Below are 18010 nucleotides of genomic sequence, written 5' to 3' on the forward strand. Positions count from 1 at the left end.
GGCTCTGGAAGCGTTTTCGTCGAACGACGGCCAAGACTCTCCCTCTTCCCGGTGGGTTGGAGCGAAGAGGAAGTTAAAACGCTTTCATGCAAGGGTCAACAGTTCTGACAAACTTGAGTGGTTGGGCGAATGAAAACGCTCTCACTCACGCTGTCACTCCGTCACGGGGCGGCGGGCCAGCAGGACGCTCGCGACGATCACCCACACCCCGGCGAGCATGAAGGCGAAGAAGCCGACCCAGGGGATGAGGACCAGGACGCCCAGCGCGATCGCGGCCCAGCTCAGCCAGCGGGGCAGCGGGGAGTCGGCGGCGCGGACCGTGGCGAATCCCGTGGCCAGCAGCATCAGGCCCATGCCGACGACGAACGGGATGAAGAAGTCCTCATTGACGGCGTTGAGCGCCTGGAGCGCCTGCGGGGTCGCCGAGGACTGGTCCGAGAGATCCAGCAGGGCCAGCGTGAGGGCCGCGCCCACCAGGAAACCGACGGCGATCAGGACACCGCCTGCGAGGACGACCCGGTGCAGCCAGCCGCCGGCCGGGAGGTCCCGGACCGCGCGGGACAGGTACGCGGCGAAGAAGACGAACAGCACCGCGGCGATGACCAGGAGATACAGACTCGTGCCGACCCGCCCCTGATGGCCGGTGTAGTAGAACCGCACCTGACGCCCCGGAGCGTCGTACTCCGGGGTGTCGCCGAGCAGAAGGAAGGCGACGAGCGTGAGGACCACGGCCGCGAGGCCGGCCAAAGGGGCGGCACGCATCGCAGGGGCTGCACGCATGGGGACCTCCTCACCCCCCACGGCAGGGCAGGCCCCCTCGACTCCCACGGTGGCAGAGATACGGCGACTGTGCCATTCGGGTGAACCGGGCGCCGATGCGGACGGTCAGGGCTCGTCATGCTTCTCGGCGGCGCCCGGCACGCGCCTGCGCTTCGTGTGGTCAGCCCCGGCGTCGGGCCGCGGCCACCGCTCCGCCGCCGGCCACCAGGAGGGCGACGGCGCCGCCCGCGAGGTACAGGGTGAGGGAGTCGCCGCCGGTTTCGGCCAGGCCCGCCTCCTTGGCGGGGCCGCCCTGGGGCTTGATCTCGTCCGGGGGCGCCGCTGACGGGGCGGGGGCCGACGGGGCGGGGGCCGACGGGGTCTCGCAGGTGGCCTTCGCGAGGGTGAGGGTGCCCTCGACCTCGGCGACGCCCAGCTTCAACGGGTTGACCGCGACGCGGAGTTCGAGTGCCGTGGCGGCGGCCGCGTCCGAGGTGGTCGCGCTCGTCGACAGGTCGAGACGGACCTCGCCGACGCCCGGGACCTTGACGTCGGTCGGACCGCCCGCGGTCACCGTGACCTTCTTGCCGAGCACGGTCACCGCGCCGAGGAGGTTCGAGGAGGCGGTCGGGGTCTTTCCGGCCTCGCAGGTCGCCTCGGAGGTGATGCCCTCGATCTCGACGAGGGACAGCAGCGGGAGGCCGGGGACGTGCACCTTCGCGTGGGCGAGCTCGGTGGTGGCCTCGGCCTTCCCGGCGGTGACCGTGGCCTTCGCGTCGGCGGTCTCGGCGGTGAGCACGCTGAACGGACGGCCGCCGTCCACGCCGTCCAACGTGGCGCTGAGGGCGGTCCGCCGGGCGCTCCGGGGTGCCTGGACCTCGTTGAGGGCGACCGCGAGCGGGACGTTCACGGTCTTGTCGAGCAGGGAGACATCCAGCCCGGTGCGCAGGACGACGGCGCTTGCCCGGCCCTGCGCGCCGGTCGCGTGCGCGGCGCTCGCGCCCCCCAGTGCCGCGGGACCGGCGGCCAGGGCGGTGGCCGCCGCCACCGTGGCGAGACGGCGTGCGGGCATGCGGAAGTTGGTGCTGTTCAAGGTGGTGGGACCCCCAGAGAGGACTGGCTCGGGACCTCGAAAGGATGTCGCACCGCTCGTCGTTCGACAGCGTTCCCCAAGGAGTTCACACGATCGTGGCGCATCCGCGCACGCTTTCGAGCGCGCCTTCACACGCCTGCCGCCTCCTACTGAACGACGCGGCCGTTGAGCACGATCCGGTCGGGGTCCGCCAGTACGCGTACGTCCGCGCGGGGGTCCTGTGCGTAGACCACGAGGTCGGCGGCGGCGCCCTCCTCCAGCCCAGGTCGTCCCAGCCAGGCGCGGGCGCCCCAGGTGGTCGCCGCGAGGGCGTCGAGCGGGGGGATGCCGGCCGTCACCAGTTCGGCCACCTCCGCCGCGACCAGGCCGTGCGGGAGCGTGCCGCCCGCGTCGGTGCCGACGAAGACCGGGATGCCGGCGTCGTAGGCGGCCCGGACGGTGTCGTAGCGCCGTTCGTGGAGTCGGCGCATGTGGGCGGACCAGCGGGGGAACCTGGACTCGCCACCGTCCGCGAGCTTCGGGAAGGTCGCGATGTTGACCAGGGTCGGGACGATCGCGACGCCCCGGGAGGCGAAGAGGGGGATCAGGTCCTCGGTGAGGCCCGTCGCGTGCTCGACGCAGTCGATGCCCGCCTCCACCAGGTCCTGGAGGGAGTTCTCGGCGAAGCAGTGCGCGGTGACGCGGGCGCCGAGGCGGTGGGCCTCCGCGATGGCCGCCTCGACCTCGGCCCGCGGCCAGCTGGGCGCCAGGTCGCCCACCTCGCGGTCGATCCAGTCCCCCACGAGCTTCACCCAGCCGTCCCCGCGCCGGGCCTCCTGGGCGACGTACGCGACGAGGTCCTCGGGCTCGATCTCCCAGGCGAAGTTCCTGATGTAGCGGCGGGTGCGGGCGATGTGCCGGCCCGCCCTGATGATCTTCGGGAGGTCCTCGCGGTCGTCGACCCAGCGGGTGTCGGAGGGGGAACCGGCGTCGCGGATCAGCAGGGTCCCGGCCTCCCGGTCGGTCAGGGCCTGCTGCTCGGCCACGTCCCGCTCGACCGGGCCGTGCGGGCCGAGGCCCACGTGGCAGTGGGCGTCGACGAGGCCGGGCAGCGCCCAGCCCGACACCGTGCGGATGTCACGGGCGGCGACGGGACGGTCGTAGGAGATCCGCCCGTCGACCACCCACAGCTCGTCCCGGATCTCCTCGGGGCCGACCAGGATCCGGCCCTTCACGTGCAGCACCGCGCGATCGCTCATGCCCCGCACCCTAGTCAGCCGGACGGCAGGTCTCCGTAGCGGGCCGCGTCGGATGCGGCCGGGCCCGCCACGCGGTGGGCGGCCCGGTCGACGGGTTCAGCTTCCCTTCTCGTCCTCCACGTTCTCCACGTCGGCCATCGCCGGGTCGAGGAGGCGGGAGAGGAAGTGCCGGGTGCGCTCGTGGCTGGGCGCGCCGATGACCCGGGCGGGGGTGCCGTCCTCGACGATCACCCCGTCGTCCATGAACACGACCCGGTCGGCGACCTCGCGGGCGAACGTCATCTCGTGGGTGACGACCATCATCGTCATGCCCTCCTGGGCGAGCATCCGCATGACCGCGAGGACGTCGCCCACCAGTTCCGGGTCGAGGGCCGAGGTCGGCTCGTCGAAGAGCATCACCTCCGGGCCCATGGACAGCGAGCGGGCGATCGCGACACGCTGCTGCTGGCCGCCGGAGAGGGAGGCGGGGTAGGCGTCGGCCTTCTCGGCGAGGCCGACCCGCTCCAGGTTCTCGGCGGCCACCCGCGCCGCCTTCGCCTTGTCCCGCTTCAGGACCCGGCGCTGCGGCAGCGTGAGGTTCTCGGTCACCGTGAGGTGCGGGAAGAGGTTGAACTGCTGGAAGACCATGCCGATACGGCGGCGTACGGCGTCGATGTCGACGTCGGGATCGGTGAGTTCGGTGCCGCCGACGAACACCTGCCCCTTGGTGGGCTCTTCGAGCAGGTTCACGCATCGCAGCAAGGTCGACTTGCCCGAGCCCGACGGGCCGATCACGCAGACGACCTCGCCCTGGCCGATCTCCAGGTCGATGCCCTTGAGGACCTCGTTGTCGCCGAACGCCTTGTACAGACCGCGTACTTCGATTTCAGCGCTGGTACTCACTTCACGGCCTCCTGGGCCTTCGCCTCCATACGGCGGACCACGAACCCGAGCGGGATCGTCACCAGCAGGTAGCACAGGCCGGCGACGAGGATCGGCGTGGAGTTGGCGGTGGTACTGGCCAGGTCGCGGCCGTACTTGGACAGTTCGCGTTCCTCCAGGGTGACGCCGAGGAACAGCACCAGCGAGGAGTCCTTGAACAGGAGGACCAACTCGTTGGTCAGGGGCGGGAGGATGATCCGGAACGCCTGCGGGATGATGATCGAGATCATGGCCCGGGCGGGCGAGAACCCGAGCGAACGGGCCGCCTCCATCTGCCCCTTGGGCACCGCCTGGATGCCCGCGCGGATCGTCTCCGCCATGTAGGCGGCCGCGACCAGGCCGAGCGCGAGGGCGACCTTGCCGTAGGTACCGCCGATGATCTCCGTGCCGGGGAACGCGAGCGGGACGGCCACGCCGATGAAGATGAAGATCAGCAGGGCGGGCAGGCCGCGGAAGATCTCGATGTAGACGCCGGCGAACCAGCGGTACGGGCCGACCGACGACAGCCGCATCAGCGCGATGACCATGCCGAGGACGAGTCCGACGACGAAGCCGGACAGCGTGTAGAGCACGGTGTTCTTCAGCGCCAGGGTGATGACGTCCGGGAACATCTGGTCGGCGATGTCGGCCTGGGCGAACTGGTTCTTCAGCCGCCCCCAGTCCGCCGAGACCGCGAAGGCGATGACGACGGCGACGAAGACGACGTACTGGATGCCGCGGGACAGGCTGCGCTTCTGACGCCTGGTCAGGCCCTTCTTGCGGGGCTGGACTTGAGTGTCGGTGGCGGTCATGAGGCGGAGGGGGACGCCGCGGACTCGTCGTAGGGACCGATCCACTTCTCGTACAGCTTCTTGTACGTGCCGTCGGCCTTGGCGTCCGCGATCGCCTTGTTGACGGCGGCGAGCAGCTTGGTGTTGCCCTTCTTCACCGTGAAGCCGTACTGCTCACCGGTGTTGATCTGCCCGGCGAGCTGGAAGGCGTCGGCGTTCGCCTTGGTCTTGAGCCAGCCCTGGACGACGGGGTAGTCGATGACGACGGCCTTGACCTGGCCGGAGCGCAGGCCGTTGAGGACGGCGTCGGAGGACTCGAAGGAGACCGGGTCGAAGCCCTGGCTCTTGGCGTAGTCCTCGCCGGTGGTCTGGGCCTGCGCGCCGAGCTTGACCTTCTTGGCCTTGGCGTCGGCGAGCGAGGTGATCCCGCTGCCCTTGTCGACGAGGAGGGCCTGGGTGGCGTCGAAGTAGGGGTCGGAGAAGTCGACGTTCTTCTTGCGTTCCTCGGTGATGGTCATGCCGGCCGCGGCCAGGTCGCACTCGCCGGAGTTGAGGAAGGCGCCGGTCTTGAAGTTCTCGAAGGGGGTGTCGAGGATCTCCTGCTTCACGCCGAGGTCCTTGGCCACAAGGTCGACGAGCGAGACGTCGAAGCCCTGGACCTTGCCGTCGATCTCCGACTGGAAGGGCGGGTACGGCAGGTGGGTACAGGTGGTGAGCTGTCCGGCCTTGACCAGTTCGACCCCGCCCGCGGCGGTCTTCGATCCGCTGCCGCCGTCGTCGGTCGAGGTGCACGCGGTCAGGAGCAGCAGTCCGGCCGTGGCGGTGGTGGCGGCCAGGAGACGGGCCTGGGTGTGGGCTCTGCGGCCGGGGACGGTGTGCACGAGGACCTCCGGTGGGGGGAACGATGTGGTCGCGGTGGGGTACGACGGGGTCGCCGGTCGGGTTGGGGCGCCGGTTACTCTCGTCACCTCTACCCCATCCGAGAAAAAGGCACCGCCGTGACACACCCGCTCCTGGACCTGGCCCCGCTGAGCGCCGCCCGCTTCGCCGAGATCGAGGACCGGGTGGCCCGGCTGCTGGACACCCGGCAGGACGTCGTGATCATGCAGGGCGAGGCGCTGCTGCCGCTGGAGGGGGCGATCCGGGGGACCGCCGGTCCGGGCACGACCGCGCTGAACGTCATCACCGGTCCGTACGGGCAGACCTTCGGGGACTGGCTGCGGGACTGCGGGGCGACGGTGATCGACCTGGCGGTGCCGTTCCACACGGCGGTGACGGCCGAGCAGATCGCCGCGGCGTTCGAGGAGCACCCGTCGATCGACTTCGTGTCGCTGGTGCACGCGGAGGCGGCGACCGGCAACACCAACCCGGTCGCGGAGATCGGAGAGGTCGTACGGCGGCGGGGTGCGCTGTTCTACCTGGACGCGGTCGCCTCCGTGGGCGCCGAGCCGGTGCTGCCGGACGCGTGGGGTGTGGACCTGTGCGTGATCGGGGCGCAGAAGGCGATGGGCGGGCCCGCGGGGGTGTCGGCGGTGTCGGTGAGCTCGCGGGCGTGGGAGCGGATGGCGGCGAACCCGGCGGCGCCGCGACGCTCCTATCTCTCCCTCCTGGACTGGAAGGAGCGCTGGATCGACGGCGGCCGTCGCGCTCTGCTGCACGCGCCGGCGCAGTTGGAGATGCTGGCGCTGGAGGCGTGCGTCGAGCGGATCGAGGCGGACGGGCTGGAGACGGTGATGGGCCGGCACCGGGGTGCGGCTGCGGCTGTGCGGGCGGGGGTACGGGTCCTGGGCGGGGGCCTTGAGCCGTATGTGCACGAGGACGGGGCGGCGGCGCCGGTCGCGACGACGGTGCGTACGCCGGGCGACGTGAACGCCGCCGAACTGGTGACGCGAGCGCTGCAACTCGATCCCACGGCTCCCTTGGCCGCGGGCGGTGGAGCCTTGTCCAAGGAGATGATCCGCGTCAACCACTATGGCCCGGACGCGACGCGGGAGGTTGTGCGTCGCTGCTTGACGGCGTTGGGGGCGGCGCTGGGTGAGACGGGCGCGGCGGTTTCCGTAGAGGGTGCGCTGCGCGCGGCGGAGGACGCTTGGCGTTGAGCGCCTTGAGGTAGTGCCACTTCGGTTCGTCGGCGGCTGCGGCTCCGTAGTGGCTCGCCGCGCAGTTCCCCGCGCCCCTGAGGGGCGCGCACCCTGGGCGGAGTTCTACCGCGCTGACACCCTGAACCCATGACCACACACACGCTTCCCGACGGGCGGCCCATCCCCCTGCTCACCGGCGACGAGCGGCCCATGCTGGAGAGCTGGCTCGACTTTCATCGGGCCACCCTTGAGCTGAAGTGCCGGGGGTTGGACGACGCGCAGGTGCGGGTCGCGGCCGCCGAGCCGTCCGCGCTCACGTTGCTCGGGCTGGTGCAGCATCTGGCCGAGGTGGAGCGGAACTGGTTCCAGCGGGTCGTCGGGGGGCTCGATCTGCCGCCCGTGTTCGACGAGCCCACCGGTTACGTCCTCGATCCGCGCCGCGGGCTCGACGAGGCGCTGGGGGTCTGGCGGCGAGAGGTCGCGCGGGGCCGGGAGGTGTGTGCGGGGCGGTCGCTCGACGGGGTCGGGCGGATCGTCGGCGGGGACATGGCCGGGGTCGAGGTCAGTCTTCGGTGGGTGTTCGTTCATATGGTGGAGGAATACGCGCGGCACAACGGGCACGCCGACATCTTGCGGGAGCGTATCGACGGGGTTACCGGGACATAATTGGCGAGGTAATTCCCGAGTTTATCGGAGCTTAGCTTCCCGTATTCTTCTGCCCGCTTTCCCTCGTCCTAAACGCAAAGATTCTGCGAACGCACAGAGGCTGAATTCGGGGAGATCTCGTGGGGGTTACACGGCTGTGACGCGTTACACACCTTGATCGAATTGCCCCATATTTGACGGGGCACAATGGGGCGTATCGGGCACTTCTCGCGCGTTGGTGCGCGCACGCGTGATAACACACCGAGCGCCCGCACGTAACCCCATCCGGCGATGCAATTTTGAATTTCCCTCGGTAAATTCAATGCGCATGACTGCCGCACAAGCAGACCTGCAAATCGACCGACCCACGGTCGCGGACGGAGCCGCGCTATGGCGGATCGCCCGCGACTCCAAGGTTCTCGACCTGAACTCGTCGTACAGCTATCTGCTGTGGTGCCGCGACTTCGCCGCCACCTCGGCCGTCGCACGGAACGACAGCGGGGAGCCGGTCGGCTTCGTCACCGGGTACGTCCGCCCGGACCGGCCCGGCACCCTGCTGGTCTGGCAGGTCGCCGTGGACTCCGCGTACCGCGGCCGCGGTCTCGCCGCCGCCCTCCTGGACGGCCTCACCGCCCGGCTCACCGCCGAGCGCGGGCTGACCACCGTGGAGACCACGATCACCCCGGGCAACACCGCCTCCGAACGGCTGTTCACCTCGTTCGCCGAACGCCGTGGCGCCGCCGTCGAGCGTGAGGTGCTGTTCGACACGAGCCTGTTCCCCGACGGGCCGCACGACCCCGAGGTCCTCTACCGCATCGGCCCCCTCTCCCCCTGACCAGGGCCGACGCGCGCAGCGGAACGACCGCCGACCGACAACCCGCACTTCTCCCCCACGCACCCGAGGAGCGATTCGTCGTGACCATCACCCAGCCCGACCTCAGCGTCTTCGAGACCCTCGAGTCCGAGGTGCGCAGCTACTGCCGCGGCTGGCCCACCGTCTTCGACCGCGCGCAGGGCAGCCGCATGTACGACGAGGACGGCCACGAGTACCTGGACTTCTTCGCCGGCGCCGGTTCACTGAACTACGGCCACAACAACCCGGTGCTGAAACGGGCGTTGATCGACTACCTGGAGCGGGACGGCGTCACGCACGGGCTCGACATGTCGACCACCGCCAAGCGCGCCTTCCTGCAGACCTTCCAGGACCTGGTGCTGCGCCCGCGCGACCTGCCGTACAAGGTCATGTTCCCGGGCCCGACGGGCACGAACGCCGTGGAGTCCGCGCTGAAGCTGGCGCGGAAGGTGAAGGGGCGCGAGGCGATCGTGTCGTTCACCAACGCCTTCCACGGGATGTCCCTCGGCTCGCTGGCCGTCACCGGCAACGCCTTCAAGCGGGCCGGCGCCGGCATCCCGCTCGTGCACGGCACCCCCATGCCGTTCGACAACTACTTCGACGGCACCGTCGAGGACTTCCTGTGGTTCGAGCGGCTCCTGGAGGACCAGGGCTCCGGTCTCAACAAGCCGGCCGCCGTGATCGTCGAGACCGTGCAGGGCGAGGGCGGCATCAACGTCGCCCGCCGCGAGTGGCTCCAGGCCCTCGCCGCGCTGTGCGAGCGGCAGGACATGCTGCTCATCGTCGACGACATCCAGATGGGCTGCGGACGGACGGGTGCCTTCTTCTCCTTCGAGGAGGCGGGCATCACCCCCGACATCGTCACCGTCTCCAAGTCCATCAGCGGATACGGCCTCCCCATGTCCCTGTGCCTGTTCAAGCCCGAGCTGGACATCTGGGAGCCGGGCGAGCACAACGGCACCTTCCGCGGCAACAACCCGGCCTTCGTCACGGCCACCGCCACCCTGGAGCAGTACTGGGCGGACGGTTCCGCGATGGAGAAGCAGACCCGCAAGCGCGGCGAGCAGGTCGAGCAGGGGCTCATCTCCATCACCGAGGAGAACCTGGCCGACATCAAGGAGTACCGCGGCCGCGGGCTGGTGTGGGGCCTGGAGTTCCACGAGAAGGCGCGCGCCGGCCGGGTGGCGCACCGGGCCTTCGAACTCGGGCTGCTCATCGAGACGTCGGGCCCCGAGAGCGAGGTCGTGAAGCTGCTCCCGGCGCTCACAATCACCCCCGACGAACTGGACGAGGGCCTCAGCATCCTCGCCCGCGCCGTACGGGAAACCGTCTGAAACACCACCTAGGAGGCATCGCAACACCGTGATCGTCCGTTCGTTCAAGGAGATCGAAGGCACCGACCGGCACGTGAAGGCCGCGTCCGGCACATGGGAGAGCAAACGCATCGTGCTCGCCAAGGAGAGGGTCGGCTTCTCCGTGCACGAGACGATCCTGTACGCGGGTACCGAGACGTCGATGTGGTACGCGAACCACATCGAGGCCGTCGTGTGCGTCGAGGGCGAGGCCGAGCTCACCGACGACGAGACCGGGCAGAAGTACACGATCACGCCCGGCACCATGTACCTCCTCGACGGGCACGAGCGGCACACCATGCGGATCAAGGAGGACTTCCGCTGCATCTGTGTGTTCAACCCGCCCGTGACCGGCCGGGAGGACCACGACGAGAACGGCGTCTACCCGCTGCTCACCGAACCCGAGGAGGTGTGATGACCGTGACCATCACCGACCTGTACCCCAGCCGCGGCACCACCGAGGTGTCGACCCCGCGCAAGGACCCGGTCGTCTGGTCGGCCCCCGGTGCGCCGGGGCCGATCGCCACGGCCGAGCTGGAGTCGTTCGAACGCGACGGCTTCCTCGCCGTCGACCAGCTCATCGGACCCGACGAAGTCCCCGTGTACCAGCGCGAGTTGGAGCGGCTCGTCACGGACCCGGAGATCCGCGCGGACGAGCGCTCGATCATCGAGCCGAAGTCCAAGGAGATCCGCTCGGTCTTCGAGGTGCACAAGATCAGCGAGGTGTTCGCGAACCTGGTGCGCGACGAGCGGGTCGTCGGCCGGGCCCGGCAGATCCTCGGCTCGGACGTCTACGTCCACCAGTCGCGGATCAACGTCAAGCCCGGTTTCGGGGCCAGCGGCTTCTACTGGCACTCCGACTTCGAGACCTGGCACGCCGAGGACGGCCTGCCCAACATGCGTACGGTGTCCGTCTCGATCGCGCTGACCGAGAACTACGACACCAACGGCGGTCTCATGATCATGCCGGGGTCGCACCGCACCTTCCTCGGGTGCGCGGGGGCCACCCCGAAGGACAACTACAAGCAGTCGCTCCAGATGCAGGACGCGGGCACGCCCTCCGACGAGGCGCTGACCGCGATGGCCTCCGAGTACGGCATCAAGCTCTTCACGGGCAAGGCCGGTTCGGCGACCTGGTTCGACTGCAACTGCATGCACGGCTCCGGCGACAACATCACGCCGTTCCCGCGCAGCAACGTGTTCATCGTGTTCAACAGTGTGGAGAACCAGGCCGTGGAACCGTTCGCGGCTCCGATCCGGCGGCCGACGTTCATCGGAGCAAGGGATTTCACTCCAGTCCGGTAGCTTGATCCCGGCCGGGGGTCCGGGGGTTGTCCCCCGGAGAATGCAGCATCGGCGCGAGGGACTTCACGCCGGTGAAGTGAGCCGGTGAGCCGGTCTCACAGCCACGACAGCGACGCGGCCGCCTCCAGTACGTTCCGTACGGCGGCCGCGTCGCCTGTCGCGTTTCGGGGCACCGCGTCCGGGGCGTACCGCCCGCCGACGAGCAGGCAGAAGTCCACGGGGTCCAGGGTGAGTTCGGCGGCCACGGGATCGCTCTGCGAACCCAGGACCCACTCGTCGCCGCCCCTGACCGCGAACAGCACGGGCGGCGCCCCGGCCCCGAGGGCTCCCCCGAGAATCCGCACGGCCAGCCGCACCAGCTGCCCCAGGTGCTCCTCGGGCGGCGGCGGTACGGCGATCCCCAGGGCGCGGCCGATGTCGTCGGTGTGGATCCACGCCTCGAAGCCGCGCACCAGGAAGTGCTCGGTGACCGGCAGCCTGATCCCCATCAACAGCGTGGTCCCGGCGGCGAGTTCGGGGTCGCGGGCGTACGGGGTGGCGAGCAGGTCGGCGGCCTGCGCGGACCAGGCGGCGACGGTCTCCTCGGGCGTACGGCCGTACTCGTGCGCGATCACCTCGGCGGTACGGCGCTCCCAGGCGGCCGCCCACTCCGCGTCCTCGTCGATCCGCGCACCCGGCACCCTCGCCCCCACACCGAGCCGCAGCGCCAAGTGCTCGTCGGCGGCGAGGAGATGGGCCAGGGTGGCGTGCACGTCCCAGTCGTGCACGACGGGCGTGGACCACCGCCCCGCCAACTCGGGCAGCAGCGCCCCGAGCGCTGCGACGGCGGCCGCGTAGGGGGCAGCGTGCCGGGCCACGCGCACCGGGGCGGACCGGGTGCGCCGGGCACGGGCGAGGAGGGCGTCGAGAGAAGACGTGGCACCACCGCCACCCGCCGCGCCGACCGGCTCCGCCGGCGGGCCGTCCAGCAGGCGTGCGGTCGTGCGTAGCCGTTCCGCCTCCGCCGTGCAGCTCTCGCAGGTGGCCAGATGTGGTCGGACCGTGTGTTCCTCAGCCGGTTCCAGGGCGCCGAAGGCCCAGGCGGCCAGCAGGTCTCGTACGCCGTCGTGATCGGTCACCGGATGCCCCCTTTCCCTGTGTTCCCCTGTCGCCGCCCCGCCACGGGCGGCGTCATGCCTGTGGAGCCCTCATGCGGGGGCCGCCCTCACGCGCCCCTGTCGTCATCTTGCCCCGGTCGCCATCATGCGCCCCTCTCCAGGGCCGGATCCGGTGGGTCGGCCAAAGTCTCCGCCAAGGTGCGCAGCGCGGTCCGCAGCCGGGTCTTCGCGGTGCCCTCGGGGATGCCGAGCTCGACGGCGGCCTGCCGGTAGGTGCGGCCGGCGAAGTAGGCGAGGTGCACCACCTCCCGCTGCGGCTGCGGGAGTTCGGCGAGGGCGGTGTGCAGTCGCAGGGCGCGTTCCCGGTCGACGACCGCCTCGGCGGGGCCGGGCGAGGCGTCCGGGATGGCGTGCAGCGCGAGGTCGTCGGCGAGGGCGTCCTTGCGGTGCCGGGCCTCGCTGCGCACCCAGTCGACGGCCCGCCGGTGGGCGAGCAGCGACAGCCAGGTGCGCAGGCTGCCCCGGCGCGCGTCGAAGGCGTACGGCCTGCTCCACAGCTGGGCGAAGACCTCCTGCGCCACGTCCTCGGCCGCGGCCCCGCTGCGGGTCACGCGCACCGCGACGGCCCGCACCAGCCCTCCGTACACGCCGTACGCCTCGGCCAGCGCGGACTCGTCGCCGTACACCAGTCGCCGGTGCAGCTCCGCGTCTGCGGGTTGCTGTACGGACGTCGTCCCGTCCGTGGACTCCACGGCACCACCACCCCTTGGTGCCTTTCCTAGCGTCCCCGGCGGCCCGGCGCCAGCGGTTTCAGTCAGACAGGGCGTCCAGAAGCCGGTCCACATCCGCGGTCGTGTTGTACAGGTGGAAGGAGGCCCGCAGGTTGCCGGCCCGGTTGGACACCTCGATGCCCGCCGCGCTCAACCCGGGCTGCCGCCCGCCGAGTCCCGGCACGGACACGATCGGCGAGCCGGGGGCGGGCAGCGGGGCGTGGCCGAGGTCCGCGAGGCCCGTGCGGAAGCGGTCCGCGAGGGCGAGGTCGTGGGCGCGCACGGCGTCCACGCCGAGTTCCTCCAGGAATTCGAGGGAACGGCGGGTTCCCGCCCAGGTGAACAGGGCCGGGCTGACGTCGAACCGCCGGGCGGAGTGGGCCAGTTCGGTGATGGGGCCGTAGCAGCTGTCCCACGGGACCTCCCCCGCGACCCAGCCCGCGAGCACCGGCTTGAGATCGCCGAAGCCCTCGGACTCCGGCGGCACGACGAGGAAGGCGGCGCCGTGCGGGCCGAGCAGCCACTTGAAGGTGGTGGAGACGGTGTAGTCGTACGACTCGGCGTCCACCGGGAGCCAGCCCGCGGCCTGGGAGAAGTCGACGTAGGTGCGGGTTCCGTGGGCCCGCGCGGCCTCCCGCAGGGCGGGCAGGTCGGCGATCCGGCCGTCGGCGGACTGTGCGGCGCTGACCGCGACGAGGGCGGTGCCGGGGCGGACGGAGTCGGCGAGCCGCTCCAGCGGCACGATCCGCACCTTGAGGTCGCCGCGGGCGTGGAAGGGGTTCACGACGGAGGTGAAGTCGTCCTCGGCGGTGAGGACTTCGGCGCCCGGCGGCAGCGAGGCGGCGACCAGACCGGAGTAGGTGGACACGGACGGGCCGGCCGCGACCCGGGCCACGGGGACACCGGCGAGGCGGGCGAAGGCGGCGCGGGACTGCTCCACGTCCTGGAACAGCGGGTCCAGCGGCCGGCCCTCGGCGCGGATCAGCGCGGCCTCCTGGAGGGCGGTCACGGTGCGGGCCGGGAGCAGACCGCTGCTCGCGGTGTTGAGGAAGGTGTTCTTCGGGGCGAACTCGGCGCGGACGAGGCTCTCGAAGGTCTCCATGGGTCCACTGTGGGGCCGTAAGACCTGTCGGTCCATTGCGATTCTTTACGTGGTTCCGCTAAGAAACGCTTATACGTCCGCGCCGACCAGCGCTTTTGTCAGTGCTGCTGCGGTACGGCGCATCCGTCGGGGCCGCAGGCCTCCGCGTCCGCGGCGCCCTGGTCGATCAGCTGGAGCGGGGAGCGGTCGCCCCAGGCCTGGGTGAGCGCCTGGGTGAAGACCTCGGCGGGCTGGGCGCCGGAGACGCCGTACTTGCGGTCCAGGACGAAGAAGGGGACGCCGTTCGCGCCGAGCTCGGCGGCCTCGCGCTCGTCGGCGCGGACGTCGTCGGCGTAGGCGGTGGGGTCGGCGAGGACCTTGCGGACCTCGTCGGCGTCGAGACCGGCCTCGACGGCGAGCTCCACGAGCCGCTCGTCGCCCTCGCTGTACAGGGACCGCTCCTCGGCGAAGTTGGCCCGGTAGAAGATCTGGATCAGCTCGTCCTGCCTGCCCTGCTCCTTGGCGAGGTGCAGGAGGCGGTGCAGGTCGAAGGTGTTGCCGTGGTCCCGGTCGCGGGTGCGGTAGGCGAGGCCCTCGGCGGCGGCCTGGGCGCCGAGGTTCTCCTCGCCGGCCTGGGCCTGGGCCTCGCTCATGCCGTACTTCTTGCTGAGCATGGCGAGCACGGGCTGCACGTCCCCCTTGGCCCGCCCCGGGTCCAGCTCGAACGACCGGTGCACGACCTCGACCCCGTCACGGTGCGGGAAGGCCTCCAGCGCCTTCTCGAAGCGGGCCTTGCCCACGTAGCACCAGGGGCAGGCGATGTCGCTCCAGATCTCGACGCGCATGGTTCGGCTCTCTCCAGGGTCGTACGGGTACGGAGACTCCCTCCGCTTCAATGGGTGAACATTCAAGCAGCGGGTTCCATTCCCCACCGCACCGTGCGGCAGCGCTCAACTTCCGTCGCGCAGGTCGGCCGGCCACTCCGGCCGGAACTCGATGTGGTCGTAGGTCACCACGCAGCCCGCGCCCATCGGGGACTGGGCCATGAAGCCGACCAGGGCCGCGCCGGTCTCCTTCTCGTCGCCCAGGGTGAACAGGCGGACGAAGGTCCAGTGCTTGCCGTCGCGGGAGGCGTGGAAGGCGAAGGCGCGGCCGGTGCGGCTGACCCGGAGCCACACCGAACTGCCGTCCACGGTGAAGGAGTTGCAGTCGTCGGAGTGGCCGCGGGTGACGACCGTGCAGACGGTGGGCACGTCCGGGGAGTTCTCCAGGCAGAGCTTGGCCCAGGCCCGCTCGCCGACGTGGACGTACAGCACCCCCGCGTCGAAGGACCCGTTGAAGCCCACGGTGACGCGGGCTATCAGCTGGAAGTCCCCCTCGGGGGAGCCGAGCAGGCGGGGCGCGTCGGAGGCCGGGTCGAGCGCCTCCCCCGTGGGCGGCACGAACCGGTCCTGCCGGGGGCCGGCCCAGCCGGAGAGAATGCCGTCCTCGTGGGCCCAGTGCCCGTCGGGGCCGTAGGTGCGGAGAGGGAAGGGGAGTTCGGGGAGTTCGACGTCCATCCTCAGAGTTTTCCAGTTCCCTCTCCGCGCCCGGCGCCCGGGTGCCTAGCGTTCGAGGTGGTTGTTGAAACGGCGGGGCAGGCCCAGCGGGTTGTCGTCCCGCAGCTCCGGCGGCAGCAGCGCCTCGGGGGCGTTCTGGTACGCCACCGGCCGCAGCCAGCGCTCGATCGCCGTACCGCCCACCGACGTGGACGTGGAGGTGGTCGCCGGGTAGGGGCCGCCGTGGTGCTGGGCGGGGGCCACCGCGACCCCGGTCGGCCAGCCGTTCACGAGGACCCGGCCGGCCAGCGGGGTCAGCTCGGCCAGGATCTCCCCGCCGCGGCCCTGGCCGGCGGCCTCCGCCTCGGACAGGTGGACCGTGGCCGTGAGGTTGCCGGGCAGCCGGGACAGAACCGTGCGCGCCTGGGCGTCGTCGTCGTAGCGGACCACCACGGTCACCGGGCCGAAGCACTCCTCCAGGAGCAGGTCGTACGCCCCCTCCTCGGTCAGCTTCTCCGCGGCGACCGTGAGGAAGCCCGCGCTGACGGTGTGCTCGCCGCCCGCCCCGGGCGTCACCGGCGACTCGACCTCGGGGAGCTGTGCGCGCTCGGCGACCCCGGCGACGAAGTTGTCCCGCATGCGGTGGTCCAGGAGGACGCCCGCGTCGGTGTTGCTGACGGCGTCGGTCAGGGACTTCACCAGGCCGTCGCCCGCCGCGCCGGACGGCACGAGGACCAGGCCGGGCTTCACGCAGAACTGGCCGACACCGAGGGTCATGGAGCCGGCGAGGCCGGCGCCGATGGCCTCCGCGCGCTCGGCGGCCGCCTCCTCGGTGATCACGACGGGGTTCAGCGAGCCCAGCTCGCCGTGGAACGGGATCGGCACCGGCCGCGCGGCCGCCGCGTCGAACAGGGCGCGGCCGCCCTTCACGGAGCCGGTGAAGCCCGCGGCGGCGATCAGCGGGTGCTTGATCAGCTCGATGCCCGCCTCGAAGCCGTGGACCAGGCCGAGGACACCGGCCGGGATGTCGTGCTGGGCGGCGGCCCGGCGCAGCACGGACGCGACCAGCTCGGACAGGGCCGGGTGGTCGGGGTGGGCCTTGACGACGACCGGGTTGCCGGCCGCGAGCGCGCTCGCGGTGTCGCCGCCGGCCACCGAGAAGGCGAAGGGGAAGTTGGAGGCGGAGTAGACGGCGACGACGCCGAGGGGGACCTTGTAGCGGCGCAGGTCCGGGACGGGCGGGGTCGCGGTGTCGTCGGGGTGGTTGATCACCACGCCGAGGAACTCGCCCTCGTCGACGATGTCGGCGAAGGCCCGCAGCTGGTAGCTGGTGCGGGCGAGCTCGCCGGTGAGCCGGACCGGGCCGAGCGCGGTCTCGGCGTCGGCGGCCTCGACGAGGTGGTCCTTGGAGTCCTGGAGCAGGTCGGCGGCGGTGCGCAGGAAGGCCGCGCGGACGGTGCGGTCGGCGAGGGAGGCGCGCGCGTCGTACGCGGCGCGGACAGTGGCGTCCACCTCCTGGGCTGTGGCCTCCACCGCAACCTGTTCGCGCTGCTTCCCGGTTCGGGGGTCGACACTCCAGACTGGTGCTGCTGCCACCGCGGGTCCCTCCAGGTGTATCCGGGTCATTCACCAGGAACGTTCGATATGCTGAACGCTGTCTCTGATGGTGAATATGCTGCTGGAGACTATAACTCTGGTTCTCGTCCAACGAAGGGGTCAAGGGCGATGTCGGCAGGCGAGACGGGCGGCGGGTCACAGGTCAAGTCCGCGGTACGGACGGTTGAACTGCTCGAATACTTCGCCGGGCGCCCCGGCATGCACTCCCTGGCGGCCGTCCAGGAGGCCGTCGGTTACCCCAAGTCCAGCCTCTACATGCTGCTGCGCACGCTGGTGGAGCTGGGCTGGGTGGAGACGGACGCGACGGGCACGCGGTACGGCATCGGGGTGCGGGCGCTGCTCGTCGGCACCTCCTACATCGACGGCGACGAGGTGGTCGCGGCGGCCCGGCCGACCCTGGACCGGCTCTCGGACGACACCACGGAGACCATCCACCTCGCGCGCCTGGACGGCACCAACGTCGTCTACCTCGCCACCCGGCAGTCCCAGCACTACCTGCGGCCCTTCACGAGAGTCGGCCGCCGGCTCCCGGCGCACTCCACCTCCCTCGGCAAGGCGCTGCTGAGCACCTACTCCGACGAGCAGGTCCGCAAGATGCTGCCGGAGACCCTGCCCGCGCTGACCGAGCACACCATCACCGACCGCGAGAAGCTGATCGAGGAGCTGCACCAGATCCGGGAGCAGGGCTTCTCGGTGGACCGCGAGGAGAACACCCTGGGCCTGCGCTGCTTCGGCGTCGCGATCCCCTACCGCACCCCCGCGCGGGACGCGATCAGCTGCTCGGTACCGGTCGCCCGTTTGACCCCGGCCCACGAACAACTCGTGAAGGACGCCCTGTTCGACGCACGGGACCGGCTGACCCTGGCGACCCGCAGGCTCTGACGGACCCA

At 70.9% G+C, this 18010-nt stretch carries 19 protein-coding genes; 7 read left to right on the forward strand and 12 right to left on the reverse strand.

The window, feature by feature from the left end; genetic code table 11:
- Nucleotides 1–153: 153 nt before the first annotated feature.
- The 6 genes from AC2XR2_RS09950 to AC2XR2_RS09975 form a co-directional block, all read right to left on the reverse strand.
- Nucleotides 154–780 (reverse strand): hypothetical protein, encoded by a 627-nt coding sequence (locus AC2XR2_RS09950; RefSeq protein ID WP_491514825.1) that lies wholly within the window; start codon nt 778–780, stop codon nt 154–156.
- A gap of 160 nt (nt 781–940) precedes the next feature.
- Complete coding sequence (locus AC2XR2_RS09955; protein ID WP_491514826.1) at nt 941–1852, reverse strand: SCO1860 family LAETG-anchored protein; 912 nt, start codon at nt 1850–1852, stop codon at nt 941–943.
- Nucleotides 1853–1998: 146 nt separating this feature from the next.
- Entirely contained in the window at nt 1999–3090 is a 1092-nt protein-coding gene (locus AC2XR2_RS09960; protein WP_381298804.1) for an amidohydrolase family protein, read from the reverse strand.
- 96 nt (nt 3091–3186) lie between these two features.
- A complete protein-coding gene (locus AC2XR2_RS09965) occupies nt 3187–3972 on the reverse strand; it encodes an amino acid ABC transporter ATP-binding protein (protein ID WP_491514827.1) in 786 nt (261 codons plus the stop codon).
- On the reverse strand, nt 3969–4802 hold the full coding sequence (locus tag AC2XR2_RS09970) for an amino acid ABC transporter permease (RefSeq protein WP_381298802.1): 834 nt from the start codon (nt 4800–4802) through the stop codon (nt 3969–3971). Before AC2XR2_RS09970 ends, AC2XR2_RS09965 begins: the two co-directional genes overlap by 4 nt.
- Nucleotides 4799–5662: a transporter substrate-binding domain-containing protein gene (locus AC2XR2_RS09975; protein ID WP_330267784.1), complete on the reverse strand. Its 864-nt coding sequence runs from the start codon at nt 5660–5662 to the stop codon at nt 4799–4801. Before AC2XR2_RS09975 ends, AC2XR2_RS09970 begins: the two co-directional genes overlap by 4 nt.
- A gap of 117 nt (nt 5663–5779) precedes the next feature.
- Between AC2XR2_RS09975 and AC2XR2_RS09980 the strand changes: the two genes are divergently transcribed.
- The 6 genes from AC2XR2_RS09980 to thpD all read left to right on the forward strand — a co-directional run bounded on the left by AC2XR2_RS09980 (nt 5780) and on the right by thpD (nt 11017).
- A complete protein-coding gene (locus tag AC2XR2_RS09980; RefSeq protein WP_491514828.1) occupies nt 5780–6880 on the forward strand; it encodes a pyridoxal-phosphate-dependent aminotransferase family protein in 1101 nt (366 codons plus the stop codon).
- A 129-nt stretch (nt 6881–7009) separates the two neighbouring features.
- Entirely contained in the window at nt 7010–7528 is a 519-nt protein-coding gene (locus AC2XR2_RS09985; RefSeq protein WP_491514829.1) for a DinB family protein, read from the forward strand.
- A 307-nt stretch (nt 7529–7835) separates the two neighbouring features.
- The gene (ectA, locus tag AC2XR2_RS09990) at nt 7836–8342 is read left to right on the forward strand and encodes a diaminobutyrate acetyltransferase (RefSeq protein ID WP_381298799.1); all 507 of its coding nucleotides are present in this window, start codon (nt 7836–7838) and stop codon (nt 8340–8342) included.
- 80 nt (nt 8343–8422) lie between these two features.
- On the forward strand, nt 8423–9694 hold the full coding sequence (gene ectB, locus AC2XR2_RS09995; protein ID WP_330267781.1) for a diaminobutyrate--2-oxoglutarate transaminase: 1272 nt from the start codon (nt 8423–8425) through the stop codon (nt 9692–9694).
- 28 nt (nt 9695–9722) lie between these two features.
- On the forward strand, nt 9723–10127 hold the full coding sequence (locus AC2XR2_RS10000; RefSeq protein ID WP_020140787.1) for an ectoine synthase: 405 nt from the start codon (nt 9723–9725) through the stop codon (nt 10125–10127).
- Complete coding sequence (thpD, locus tag AC2XR2_RS10005) at nt 10127–11017, forward strand: ectoine hydroxylase (RefSeq protein ID WP_381298798.1); 891 nt, start codon at nt 10127–10129, stop codon at nt 11015–11017. The genes AC2XR2_RS10000 and thpD overlap by 1 nt, the downstream gene beginning before the upstream one ends.
- A 95-nt stretch (nt 11018–11112) precedes the next feature.
- On the opposite strand, the gene AC2XR2_RS10010 is transcribed toward thpD, so the two are convergent.
- From AC2XR2_RS10010 to AC2XR2_RS10035, 6 genes are all read right to left on the reverse strand, one after another.
- On the reverse strand, nt 11113–12135 hold the full coding sequence (locus AC2XR2_RS10010; protein WP_491514830.1) for a maleylpyruvate isomerase family mycothiol-dependent enzyme: 1023 nt from the start codon (nt 12133–12135) through the stop codon (nt 11113–11115).
- A 122-nt stretch (nt 12136–12257) separates the two neighbouring features.
- Entirely contained in the window at nt 12258–12866 is a 609-nt protein-coding gene (locus tag AC2XR2_RS10015) for a sigma-70 family RNA polymerase sigma factor (RefSeq protein ID WP_381298796.1), read from the reverse strand.
- Between the two features lie 58 nt (nt 12867–12924).
- Complete coding sequence (locus AC2XR2_RS10020) at nt 12925–13986, reverse strand: aminotransferase class V-fold PLP-dependent enzyme (RefSeq protein ID WP_491514831.1); 1062 nt, start codon at nt 13984–13986, stop codon at nt 12925–12927.
- Between the two features lie 98 nt (nt 13987–14084).
- The gene (locus AC2XR2_RS10025) at nt 14085–14810 is read right to left on the reverse strand and encodes a DsbA family oxidoreductase (protein ID WP_330267776.1); all 726 of its coding nucleotides are present in this window, start codon (nt 14808–14810) and stop codon (nt 14085–14087) included.
- Between the two features lie 105 nt (nt 14811–14915).
- Nucleotides 14916–15524: a DUF1349 domain-containing protein gene (locus AC2XR2_RS10030; RefSeq protein WP_330267775.1), complete on the reverse strand. Its 609-nt coding sequence runs from the start codon at nt 15522–15524 to the stop codon at nt 14916–14918.
- Nucleotides 15525–15569: 45 nt separating this feature from the next.
- A complete protein-coding gene (locus tag AC2XR2_RS10035) occupies nt 15570–17099 on the reverse strand; it encodes an aldehyde dehydrogenase (NADP(+)) (RefSeq protein ID WP_449349439.1) in 1530 nt (509 codons plus the stop codon).
- A gap of 129 nt (nt 17100–17228) precedes the next feature.
- Here AC2XR2_RS10035 and AC2XR2_RS10040 point away from each other — a divergent pair, with 129 nt between their 5' ends.
- A complete protein-coding gene (locus AC2XR2_RS10040) occupies nt 17229–18002 on the forward strand; it encodes an IclR family transcriptional regulator (protein ID WP_020121403.1) in 774 nt (257 codons plus the stop codon).
- Nucleotides 18003–18010: the final 8 nt, after the last annotated feature.

It is taken from the genome of Streptomyces sp. LS-MS-L19, assembly GCF_058382285.1.